The sequence below is a fragment of the Rahnella bonaserana genome (genome assembly GCF_019049675.1).
Taxonomy (GTDB): domain Bacteria; phylum Pseudomonadota; class Gammaproteobacteria; order Enterobacterales; family Enterobacteriaceae; genus Rahnella; species Rahnella bonaserana.
Map to the genome: position 1 here is coordinate 441536 of NZ_JAFMOW010000066.1, position 13980 is coordinate 455515.

The following is a 13980-nucleotide window of genomic DNA, read 5'->3' on the forward strand; positions in this document are numbered from 1 at the left end:
GAGCGGCGTTGAGCGTGTGTGGGCAACAACTGGTGTAACAGGGGTACAACATGGCTCAGAACGGTAGCGTTGTTATTGATATTCTTTCTCGTACTAATGGTGCAGTGGTCTCACAGGTCTCAAACGCCAGCCAGGACGTAACCCTTAATCAAATCAGTATTGTACGCGTGCATGCGACGCGCGACGCCGTCACCAGCTATGAGCGTGTCGGCAACGATCTGGTCATTCATATGAAAGATGGCCGCACAGTCCGCTACCACAGCTTCTTCGATACCGATGGCAAAGGGCACCACAGCGAACTGATTTTTGATGACGGCGTACACCCTATTGAACATGCCGCGTTTGTCGATACCGGCGCGACGGCTGCTGCTGTACCCATTATCCCTGCATATGAAACCATTCCTGACGTCGGTGCTCTGGTCCTCGACTCCTCTAATTTTGATCCCGCTGTTTTAGGTGCTGTGCTGGGCGTGCTTGCGCTGGGTGCCGGTATTGCCATTGCCGCAGGTGGCGGCGGTGGCGGCGGTGGCAGCAGCAGTAACACTGGCGGCAGCGACGGCGGTGGAAACACGGGCGGCGGTAATACTGGCGGGGGCAACACGGGCGGCGGTAATACTGGCGGGGGCAACACGGGTGGCGGTAATACCGGTGGGGGTAATACGGGTGGGGGCACTGTCGGCGGCGCAGCACCAACCCTGACGCTGGCAACGTTTGCCAATGAAAATATCGTCAACCAGTCTGCTGCACAAAGTACTCAGACTTTCAGCGGCAGCTCAACCAACGCCGCCGCAGGCAGCACTATCGTGCTGACCATCAACGGCAAAACTTTCACGACCACGGTGGATGGCAGCGGTAACTGGAACGTTCCGCTGTCTGCCAGCGAACTGCAAACACTGGCCGACGGGACTTATGTTATTTCCGTTACCCTGACCAATACGTCTGGTGAAACCATCACTAAAAGCGTGACCGTGGTGGTGGATACCACGCCGCCAACGCTGACCGTTGATCCCATCGACGGCGACAATGTGATTGATGCCAATGAGCATCAGCAACCTCTGACTCTCACCGGCACGGCATCCGTTTCTGAGGCAGGCCGGTCGGTGGATGTGGTACTCAACGGCGTGCATTACAGCGCCACCGTCGGCGCGGACGGCGTCTGGTCTGTGACCATCCCGGCCAGTGTCGTTTCTGCGCTGGCAGAGGGTAATTACCAGCTGACGGCTTCCCTGACCGATGCGGCGGGTAACTCGACCTCCACGCCGGAAAGTTTTGTCATCAATGACAGCGCGGGCATTCTGACCGTCAACCCGATTTCAGGTGACGGACAACTGAATGCCAGCGAAGCACAAAGCGCGCTGGTGATCACCGGCACGACGTCCAATGTGCCAGCCGGCACACAAATTACCGTCACCGTAGGCAGCACGGTGTATAACACCACCACCACGGCGGGTGGCGGATGGAGTCTGACGCTTTCCCCGGCTGACTTGCAGGCACTGACCGACGGTTCGACGATCGTGACGGTCAGCATGGTGGATTCTCAGGGCAATACCATCAGCCAGAGCACCGATCTGAATGTGGCAATCCACGGTGTTCCGCCGACGCTGGATCCGGCATTCGGTGGCGACAATACGCTGGATGCCAGCGAGTCCACCACCAGCCAGACGCTGACCGGCCACACCGGTCTGACCGGCGACGGCCAGACGGTGACCGTCACCATTGGCGGCCAGCAAATTACTGGCACCGTAGCCCCTGACGGCACGTTTAGCGTCACGGTGCCGTCATCCGTGCTCGGCATACTGCCGCAGGGCAGCAATAATATCGTGGTCACCGTGACGGATCCGGCGGGCAACCACAACACCATCACCACCCCGGTGAGCGTGGACACCGTCGCGCCGACCCTGACAGTCAATCCGCTGGAAGGCGACGGCTATATCAGCGTGGCGGAAGCCTCCGCGCCAATGACCCTGACTGGTACGGCGTCAGTATCTGAAGCCGGTCGTCCGGTTGTCGTCACCATCAACGGCGTTGATTATACGGGCGCGATTGTTCAGCCGGATGGCAGCTGGAGCGTGAACATTCCGGCCGGCTCCCTGAGCAATCTCAGTCAGGATGTAACGGTCACTGCGACGCTGACGGATGCCGCGGGTAACGCCACCACCAACACCAGCACTATTCACGTTGCTTCTGACCCGGCTCTTCCGCCGCTGATCACGGTGAATACCTTCGCGTCGGATAATATTGTCGATGGTGCTGAGCGCCAGACCGCACAAACGTTAAGCGGTACCACGACGCGTGTTGAAGCCGGGCAAATTGTCACCATCACCCTGAACGGGCACACCTATACGGCGACCGTGGGGACCGGCGGAAACTGGAGCGTGATTGTTCCGGCGGCGGATATGATTGTGCTGGCTAACGGCCCGCAAACCATTACGGCTACTGTGTCTGATAAGGCCGGGAACGAAGCTGCGCCGGGCACCGATACCTTTAACGTGGATGCCACACAGGACGGCATCGCGATTGATCCGGTAACCGGCGATAACGTCATCAACGCTGTGGAAACTGCGAACGGTATCTTAGTGTCTGGTACGACATTGGGTGCTGACCCGGCTTTCCAGGTAGAGGTGACTTTCCACGGACGTTCATATTTTGCGAATTTACTTTCAAACGGGCGCTGGTCGTTAACTATCCCTTCCGGAGATTTGGATGGGATAGATATAAGTACGTTACAACTTACTGCAACAGCTCAGGCCATGGGGGGAGGAACCCTTACCAATAGCATCTCTGTCGGCGTGGATAATCTGGCACCCGTGCCAACCCTCAACACGCCGTTTGGCGATGGCTATCTGAATATTGCCGAAGCGGCAACGGCTGAAACCCTGAGCGGCACCACCGGCAAAACCGGCGACGGTCAGACGGTCACCGTCACGATTGGCGGGCATACCTATAACGCCACGGTGGATGGTGCAGGTGTATGGTCGGTGAGCCTGACTTCTGCTGATTTGCAGGCATTACCGCCAGGCAATAATGCGATTGTGGTGAATGTCACTGACAGCGCGGGTAATACCGCGACGCTTAACGGTACTGCCACTGTCGATTTAACCGCGCCAACCCTGACCATCAATCCGGTTTCCGGCGATGGTTACATCAACAACGCCGAAGCGGCGGCTGATATTGCCGTGACCGGTACCGCGTCAATTACCGAGGCCGGCAACACCGTCACGGTGACGATAAACGGCCAGCCTTACACCGGCATTGTGGCGGCAAACGGGCAGTGGACGGTGACGATTCCGGCAGGTGCCATGACGGGCGTAGCGGACGGGCAATATCCGGTCACCGTGCAGCTTTCGGATGCGGCAGGTAACAGCACCACGATTACTTCAAATGTTCAGCTGGCAGCCGATCCTGCGTCAGCGCCGACCATCACCCTGAACGCCTTTACCGGTGACAATATTCTCGACGGTGCAGAGCAGCAAACGGCTCAGACCATCAGCGGTACGACGACGCATGTTGAAGCCGGGCAGATTGTTAACATTACCCTTAACAGCGTGGTGTACAACGCGACCGTGCAGGCTGATGGCAGCTGGAGCGTCAGCATTCCGTCTTCTGCATTGGGCGCACTGACCAACGGCACACTACAAATTGACGTCGCTGTACTGGATAAGGCCGGAAATCAGGCCACCGGCAGCGAATCGTTTACCGTGGATAACACGCAAAGCGGCCTGTCTGTGGATCCGGTCACCGGCGATAACCAGCTGAATGCCAGTGAGGCCGCGGCAGGCATCACCATCAGCGGCACCTCGGCCAACGTGCCGGTCAACGGTGTGGTGACGATTACCCTCAATGGCAAAACCTATACCGCGACAGTTGGCGTGGGCGGCGGCTGGAGCACACAGGTTTCTGCGGCAGATCTGGCGACGCTGAGTGACGGTAAACATACCATCACCGTCAGCGCGACCGATGCCGTCGGGCAAACGGTCACCGGCAGCGATGTGCTGAATGTCATCATTCACAATCTGCCTGATGCCACACTCGATACGCCGTTTGGCGACAACATTCTTAATGCCGCTGAAGCAGGCGTCAGCCAGACACTGACCGGGAATACCGGCGTTTCCGGCAGCGGCCAGACGGCTGTGGTGACCTTTGGCGGGCAAGATTACACCGCTGTTGTCGCCGCAGACGGTTCATTCTCGGTTACCGTGCCGTCATCGGTTCTGACGGCTATCGGACAAGGTCCGACGGCCGTGCAGGTGGCGGTGACTGATGCGGCTGGCAACACCAGCAACATTTCTGTGCCGGTATCAGTGGATACCGTCGCGCCAGTTGTCACCATCACCACTCCGGTTGCGGGCGACGGCATCATCAATGCCGCAGAAGCCGGGGCCGTTATTCCGGTCAGCGGTACGGCGGGTGCGGGTGAGGTGGGTGATACCGTTACCCTCTCGCTTGGCGGGCACACTTACACCGGCACGGTAGCCGCTGGCGGCGCATGGACCGTTAATATTCCGGCCGATGCACTGGCGAATGTGGCGAACGGGACTTATACCCTGACGGCGACGGTCACTGATGCCGCGGGCAACGCAGGCACTGCGACGGCACCGGTCACCGTGACCGCAGATCCGACGCTGTTGCCGACCATTGCAATTGATCTCTTTGCCGGAGACGGCACGTTAGACGGCGCGGAACGTACCAGCCCGCAAACCGTCAGCGGCACCACCACTCACGTGGAAGCCGGACAAATCGTCACTGTGACCATCGGCGGCATTGATTATCAGGCCACGGTGCTGGCCAGCGGCGCATGGAGTGTCAGCGTTCCGGCAACCACCTTGCAGACGCTGCTGGACGGCACGGCAACCATTGAGGTTTCAGTCACCGATATAGCCGGTAACCCTGCTGTTAACAGTGAAGACTTCACCGTTAATAGTGCGCTGGGCGGCGTGACCATCAACCCGATCACCGGCGATAACAAAATCGACGCCACTGAGGCGGGTACCGGTTTTGATATCAGCGGTAAAACAGTCAATGTGCCGGAAGGAACCGACGTTACCGTTCAGCTGGGCACGGTGACTTACACTACGCAGACTGATGCTGACGGCAACTGGACCGTCAATGTTCCTTCAACGGATGTCTTCAATCTGGCGGATGGCACCAGCCATGTAATTGTGACCACCGTGACCACCGATCAGGGACAGGTGACTACCACACAGGATTTGGGCATTTACACCACATTGCCGGTACCGACTCTGAATCCGCCGTTTGGCGATGGTCAGTTAGGCACCGACGAAGCGGCTGCCACACAGACTCTGACCGGTTCCACCGGGCTGACCGGCGATGGTCAGACGGTGACCGTGGTGATTGACGGTAACACCCTGACAGGTACCGTAGCGACTGACGGTACCTGGACCGTCACCGTACCGGCTGGCACATTAACCGGTTCGGCAGAAGGCCCGACGCCGGTGGTCGTCAACGTTACTGATGCCGCAGGTAACACGGGCACCATCACCGGTTCTGTGAATGTCGATTTCACATCACCAACGCTGACGCTCAACCCGGTGGCGACGGATAACGTGATTAACGCGCAGGAAGTGGCAGGCATCATTGTGTTGTCAGGTACCGCTGATACGGGGGATGCCGGTCAGATTGTCACGCTGCAATTTAACGGTCAGACCTATCAGGCGACCGTACAGGGTGATGGCTCCTGGTCGACAAACGTTCCTGCGGGCGCGCTGGCCGGTCTGGCCGACGGTAGCTATACGCTGACAGCCACGCTGTCTGATCTGGCGGGTAATACCACGACCGTACCGGAAACGGTTACCGTGGTGGTTTCCAATCCGCCGGTGCCAACCATTGAAACGCCATTTGGCAATACTTTCCTTAATCAGCTGGAAGCGGACACCGATCAGACACTCACCGGTACCACCGGCGTCACGGGCGCAGGTCAGTCTGTCGTCGTAAATATCGGCGGGGTGGATCATACGGCGACTGTCGATGCGGCCGGTATCTGGACAGTTAATATCAGTGCGGCTGATTTGCAGGCGATACCGGAAGGTTCGCAAAACATTTTGGTCACTGCCACTGACAGTGCCGGAAATGCGGGCACCGTCACCAGTGCCATCACCGTGGATTACACGCTGCCAACGCTGACCTTTGATCCGGTGGCGACCGACGACATCATCAATGCTGCCGAAACGCTGCAACCGGTAGTGATCAGAGGTACCTCTGACATCCCGGATGCAGGCCAAACGGTTTCTGTGGTGCTGAGTTTCAACAATGTGACTTACACCGCGATTGTCCAGCCGGATGGTACCTGGAGCTTCACGCTGCCTAGTTCTGTGGTGCAGGCGCTGGCCGATACCACTTACACGCTGTCAGCGTCTATTACAGATGCTGCGGGTAACGTCACAACAGGCACTCACACCTTTACAGTCGATGCGGCGGCGGCTGACTTGCCAACGCTGACCATCACGGCGGTGTCGGGAGATGATTACATTAATGCGGCAGAGAAAGGCGCCGATATCCCGATCACCGGGACATCCACCAATCTCGAAGTCGGACAGACGGTAGTGGTGAGCTTTAACGGCAAAAACTACAATGCCCTCGTCGGTGCGAATGGCGACTGGACGGCAACCGTGCCGCTGGCGGATCTGGCTACCTTGTCCGACGGGCCGATTACGGTAACAGCGACCTCAGCTGATACCGCCGGCAACCCGGCGTCAGCGTCACATAACGCCACCGTGATCGCCCAGCCGGGCGACCTGCCAACGCTGACCATCAACGCCATTTCCGGCGATGATTACATCAATAACGTCGAACACAATCAGGGCATGACCGTCAGCGGCACCTCCACCCACGTTCCTGTGGGTGGCACGGTGACGGTGGTTATTACCGGCGAAGCCTATACCGCGACCTTTACTGCTACCGTGCAGGCTGACGGTAGCTGGAGCTTCCCGATGACGGCGGCTCAGGTTCAGGCAATGCCGGCGGGTAATAACACCTTTACGGCTACCGCGGATGACGTGGCGCAAAACGTTGCGACGGCAACGCATGACGTGGCTGTTGATACAACTCCGCCGATACTGACTGTGACCGTGGATACCGGCGGTGATGACATCATCAATCTGGCAGAAGCGGCGCTGGGTATCCCGGTCAGTGGCACCACAGATCCAAACCTGACCGTGACCGTCACGCTCAACGGAAAAGAGTACACCACCACCGCAGACGGTACAGGTGTCTGGAACCTGACCATTCCGGGCGTGGATGTGCAGGCCATTACCACTGATGGTACCAAAACCATCGGCGTCAGCGTCACCGATGCTGCGGGTAATAACGTGACTGCCTCGTCTGATTTCACACTCTCCTCGCATGCATTACCAACGCTGTCGATTGGCGTGATTGCCGGCGACGGTATTTTGAATATCACTGAAGCCGCCAATGGTTTCACCCTGAGCGGAACCAGCTCAGGTCTGGCGCCGGGAACTGCTGTGCAGGTTACGGTGCCGGGGCTGGCGGATCCAATTAACGGAACGGTGAACCCTGACGGACTCGGCTGGACTGCCATCGTTCCGCCAAACCTGCTCAGCGGGCTGACTAGCGGTATCGTGCAGGTGACCGTGACGGCAGAAGATGTGGCCGGTAACCCGGCGTCTTCCAGCGCCAGTCTGGATATCGAACTGTCTGCGCTGCCTTTACCGACCATCAATACCCCGTTTGTGGATGGTGTTCTTAACGCTACCGAAGCAGCGGGTAATCAGCTGATTACCGGCACAACCGGCATAACCGGCGCGGGTCAGACCGTGCTGGTGACTGTCGATGGCACGCCGGTGCTGGCCACCGTCGCCAATGATGGCACCTGGACGGCGACCGTGCCTTCCGGCGTGCTTCAGGGGCTGGCGGATGACACGCATACCATCAGCGTGACGGCAACCGACAGCGCAGGGAATACCAGTGCGGCCGGTACCCTTGATTTCACGTCGGTGACGCAGGTTCTGCCAGTGGCCGGAATCAATACGCCGTTTGGTGATGGCATCCTGAATCTGGATGAAGCGACCGCGGGCGGCAGCATTACCGGTACCACCGGTATCACTTCGCCGGGGCAAACCGTCACTGTGGTCATTAACGGTAACGCGGTGCCGGTGGTGGTGGATTCTGCTGCCGGAACCTGGACGGTTACCCTGACGCCTGCGCAGTTGCTGGGCTTGCAGGATGGCACCTGGCCGGTCGTCGTGACCGTGACCGACAGTGCGGGCAACACCTCGCCGCTGACGGCATCGGTTGATGTGCGGATCAATAACATTCCGCAACCGACGATTGATCTGCCATTCGGTGACGGCACGCTGAACATTGCGGAGTCTGCGGCTGTTGACGGCCAGACGCTCACCGGATCCACCGGCGTAACTGGCGCAGGACAAACCGTCAGCGTGGCGATCGCGGGCATGACCGGCAGTCCGTTTGCGGCAATCGTGGACCCGGATACCGGAAACTGGACCCTGAACCTCACGCCAGCTCAGATGGCAACGCTGGGGCTGGCGACCGCGCAGCATGATATTACCGTCACGGCAACCGATGCCGTCGGTAACCATAACGAGACGACCATCAGCTTCACTTCACATCTGTCCGGACCGGTACCGTCTATCGACACGCCATTTGGCGACGGTAGCCTGAATATATCCGAAGCGGCCGGAGTGAATATCATCACGGGTAATACCGGGATTACCGGCGACAACCAGAACGTCAAACTGACCATCGATGTGAACGGCACGACCTATACCGCCACTGTCGATCCGGTCACCGGCGACTGGTCTGTGACCCTGCCTGCGGGTGTGCTGAATTCTCTGGGCAGTGGCGCGCATGATATTAACGTCACGGTGACGGATGCCGCGGGCAACAGTACGCCAGCGACACTGCCGTTTAACAGCTATCTCACCGTGCCAGATGTCACCATCAACACGCCGTTTGGCGATGGTTATCTGAGTGCCGCCGAAGCTGCGACAGCACAGACCATTACCGGAATGACCGGGCTGACAGGCGCGGGACAAACGGTGGTGGTCACCATAGGCGGTCTGACAATTCCGGGCGTGACGGTGGATGCGAACGGCAACTGGACGGCGCCTCTGTCAACCAGTGAAATCGCCGATCTGCCGCAGGGCGCACAGCAAATCTCCGTCACCGTGACGGACGCTGGCGGTAATACCGGTTCGGCCTCGGCCGAAGTCGGCATTGCCGTGACGCAACTTCCGGCCGTGGCGGTTACGTCCTTTGCCGGTGCCGGTTTTGACCTGACCTACGCAGAAAGCCAGAGCACGCAAACTATCACCGGTACCACGGTGAACGTGCAGGCCGGACAGCAGGTGACGGTTTCAGTTGGCGGCATCAGCCATCAGGCAACGGTGCTGGGCGACGGCACCTGGAGTGCCACCTTTACCCCTGCGGAACTGGCAACGCTGGACAGCGCGGACACGATCACCGCTTCTGTTAATGACCTGGCAGGTAACACGGCAAATCTGCTGGCGCCTCAGGCCATTACGGTCAACCTGACGCCGCCAACATTCGCCATCACCATTGATCCGGTGACCGGCGATAACATCATTAACGTGGCGGATGGCAATCCGGCGAACATTACCGTTTCGGGTAAATCAATCAACGTCCCTGACGGTACGCTGGTCAATATCACCGTCGGGGGTGTTCCGCATCTGGCGACAGTCACTGGAGGAACATGGTCGGTATCTGTGGCTGCCGCTGAATTTGTCAATGGCACCACCACTACCGTTACCGCTTCAACACTGATCCCGGCGACCAGTGCCACACAAGGCGTGCTGGTGGATACCACGGCGCCAACCCTGACCATCAATGCCTTCACGGGCGACGATGTCCTCAACAGTACCGAGTCAAAATCCGCGCAGGTGATTACCGGTACGGCGGATACCGGCGATGTGGGGCGTGTTGTCGCCGTCACATTGAATGGCAAAACTTACAACGGTACCGTGCAGGCAGGCGGCACCTGGTCAGTCAGCGTACCGGCAGCCGATTTGCAGGCATTGCCACAAGGCAACGGCGCAACTAACGTGATCTCCGCGACCCTGACGGACGCGGCAGGCAACGTGGGGACAGCCGTTCCGCACACCGTCACCGTCGATACTTCCGCGCCATTACTGGCGCTGGATGTGGTCGCCGGTAATAACGTCATTAACCTGGCGGAATCGCTGCTCAACGTACTGGTTGGCGGGACGTCCAGCGGCGCGGACGGTCAGACCGTCAACGTCACACTGGGCGGTGCGTCAATTGGTACGGCGGTTATTCAGCCGGGCGGGGCGTGGTCGCTCAACCTGACGCCAGCACAGTTGTTGCTGCTTAACGACGGCACCCTGACACTGGCGGCGACGGTAACGGATCAGGCGGGTAACACCACCAGCGTCAGTACCGGTCTGGATATCTTCTTCAACAAACTGCTCGCGCTGAATGTGACCAGCGGTCTGGGGCTGACGGATGGCTTCCTCAATCTGGCGGAATCGCAGGTGGCGCAAACCATCAGCGGCACGGCGATTGGGGCAGGCGTGGGTTCCGTTGTGTCGACGGTTATCAACGGCACGCCGCTCTCGGCAATTGTCGGGGCGAACGGTGCGTGGTCACTGAATATTCCGGCGGCGGTACTCGGTGCGCTGGGTGACGGTCAGCAGGTGCTGAACCTGAACCTGACCGATGCGGCAGGCAACGTGACAGCCTCTGTGCTGAATCTGGACGTCATTAAAACGCTGCCGGTGCTGGGCAATCTGGATCCTCTCTTCGGCGGCAATGGCTTGCTGAATGCGGCGGAATCTCTGCTGGCGCAAACTATCGGCGGGGTCGCGACGGCGGTTGACGGTACTCTTGTGACCGTGACCCTCGGCGGCAAAACCTACAACACTACCGTGACGGCGGGCACCTGGAACATCCAGATCCAGCCAGGCGATCTGGGTGCACTGCTTGATGGCAATCTGAATCTGGGCATCACCCTGACAGACCCGGCGGGCAATACGTCTACCACCAATATTCCGGTGGGAATTGCCATCCACAATCTGCCGCAGGTTGTGCTCAATACCGTGTTTGGTGACGGCGTGCTGAATATCGCCGATCTGCTGGTCAATCAGACCATCAGCGGTACGGTTTCCAACGTGGCAGCGGGTACAGCCATTGCGGTGCAGGTCGGTACACAAACCATTAATGGTGTGGTCGATGCGACGGGGCATTTCCTGGTCACCGTTCCGCCGTCCGTTCTCGGCTTACTGAGTGGCACGACCGCAGCGGTCAGCGTGACGGTAGCCGATGCGGCGGGCAACGTCGGCAGTGCGGCGGCGAACGCGGTGCTGGAGCTGGTCAAACCGGTTATTAACCTCACCTCGGTCCTGGGCGACGGCTTGCTGAATGCGGCTGATGCGCTGACCACGCAGGTGATTGGCGGTACCGTCAGCGGCGTCACGGCGGGTACGCAGGTGCAGGTCACACTGGGCGGGAAAACCTTCCTCGGCGCGACCGACGGCACTGGCGCATTCAGCATCACCCTGCAACCGGGTGACCTGAAAGCACTGGGCGATGGCACCTTCCCGGTCGTGGTTTCTGTTACCGATGCTGGCGGTAATACCAGCACCAGCAGCAGCACGCTGACTTCCATCATTAACGCAGTACCGAAAATTGTGCTGGATCCTGTTTTCGGCGCAGACGGCATCCTGAACGCGGCGGAAGCACTGCTGACGCAAACCATCAGCGGTACGGTCACCAACGGGCATGTCGGTGAAACAGTCAACATTAACGTCGGCGGCGGCCTGATTAACCTGACGGCAACCGTTGGAAGTGACGGCAAATTCTCCGCGTCACTGACCCCGCTGCAACTTGCCGGATTGCTTGACGGTAATCTGACCATCGTCACTACCGTGACTGATGAGGTGGGTAACACAGCGTCAAATACCGTGGGGCTGAATGTCGGTATTCACAATCTGCCGTCGATCGTCCTGAATCCGGTCTTTGGCGATGGCGTGCTGAACGTGGTTGATCTGCTGACCGGCCAGACCATCAGCGGTATCGCGACCAATGTCGCGCAGGGCACACAAGTTCAGATTTCCCTGAATGGCAAAAACTACCTTGCCAATGTGGGTGTCGGCGGGGTGTTCAGCGTGACCGTACCGGTGACCGATCTGGGCGCCATTCTCAACGGCACACAGTCGGTGGTCGCCAGCCTGGTGGATGGCTCCGGTAACACGGCATCCGTCACCAATCTGCTGAACGTCGTGTCGCAGTCGCTGCCAACCATTACGCTTAACCCGCTGTTTGGTGATGGCCTGCTGAACGCGGCAGATGCGCTGCTCACGCAGACCATCAGCGGTACCACCACCAACGCGCAGGGATCGACCGTGACCCTGAACGTCGGCGGCAATACCCTGACGGCGCTGGTGAAAGCGGATGGCACCTTCAGCGTCGCTGTTCCGCAGCTGACGCTGGCGAGCCTGCTCGACGGTACGCTGAATGTCGGTGCGTCAATCACTAACGCCGCCGGTCATTCAACCAGCGGCAGCGCAACGGCAACGGTCGGTATTCATACTCTGCCAACGCTGTCACTTGGCTCACTGTTTGGCGGTGATGGTTATCTGAACGCCGCCGAAGCGGGCACTGACACCAATATCACCGGGACCTCCAACCTGCTCAACGGCACAGTGTCGGTCAGTATTGGCGGCGTGACTCACACCGGCACTATCACTAACGGTACGTGGAGTGTGCCGTTCACCTCGGCAGAACTGAAAGGGCTGGCGGATGGCTCAACGCAGGTTTCCGTCTCGGTCGCTGATCTGGTGGGCAACACCTCTGTTATCTCCAACCCGCTGAGCGTACTGACGCATGCACTTCCGCAGGTGGCGCTGAACCCGTTGCTCGGTCTGACGCTGGGTGTGGTAGGCGGCATTCTGGGTGGTCAGGGGCTGACCCTGAGCGGGACCAGCCGCAACATCGCACAAGGTGGTCTGGTCAGCGTTACCCTGCTGGGCAATACGCTGGCCGGTACCGTGCAGGCGGACGGTTCATGGACGGTGAAACTTTCCAGTGCGCTGCTGAGCAGTTACGGGCTGGTGGGCTTGCTGAACGCGCTGCTCGGCGCAGTGGTTGAACTGAAAGCGGTCGATGCGGCCGGTAACGGATTCGATGCGCACGTCGGGCTGACGGTAGGTTCTTCATTACCGGCGGAAACTGCAACGCTTATGGCAACGTCGCTCTCTGTAGACGATACCCATACGCTGGCGGCGGTTCACACCACGGATACCAGCACAACTACGGATACCTCGGTCACACACGCTGCCAGCACGCTGACGGATCCGCTGGTCACTGCGGATACCAGTGCTTCAACCACCACCACGCACGACACCACCACGGCGGACACTACCGCGCACGCGGACACGGCGTTCTCCATTGGCGGTATCACCATCGACCTGACGGCCACTGACGGCGTGGCTGTCGGTGGCGCGGGCGACGACACCATCTCGGTTCATACTCTCGATTTCTCGCAAATCGACGGCGGCACCGGTGTCGATACCTTGCTGCTGGCGGGCACCAATCAGCATCTGGATCTGACCGTCCTCGGGCTGAAAGTCGAGCATATCGACATCTTTGACCTGGGTAATTCCGGCACCAACAGCATCTCGCTGAACCTGCATGAGGCGCTGAACGTGAAGGACAATCCAACCGATGAAGTGATTATCAAAGGGGGCGAGGGCAGTCTGGTCAATCTGCAAATGGGCACCGACGGGGCATGGAACGAAACCGGGCAACGCACGGTGGATGGCCTGACCTTCGACGTTTACCACAACGCGTCAATGGATGCATCGAACACCCTGGGAGACGTTCTGGTGCAACACGGTCTGCACGTACAACAGAGTTAATTTCTGTACTCCTCCCCCTGCGAAGGGGGAGGCGGGGAGGGGGTTTTGCTGGCGACTGCGATGCCATTGATACCCCACCCCAACCCTC

1 protein-coding gene is annotated in these 13980 nt (G+C 59.2%); it reads left to right on the top strand.

All coding sequences use genetic code 11. The annotated features are described in order from the left end of the window. Window positions 1-50: 50 nt before the first annotated feature. Entirely contained in the window at window positions 51-13892 is a 13842-nt protein-coding gene (locus J1778_RS19555; RefSeq protein WP_217174563.1) for an Ig-like domain-containing protein, read from the top strand. The last annotated feature ends 88 nt before the right edge of the window (window positions 13893-13980 follow it).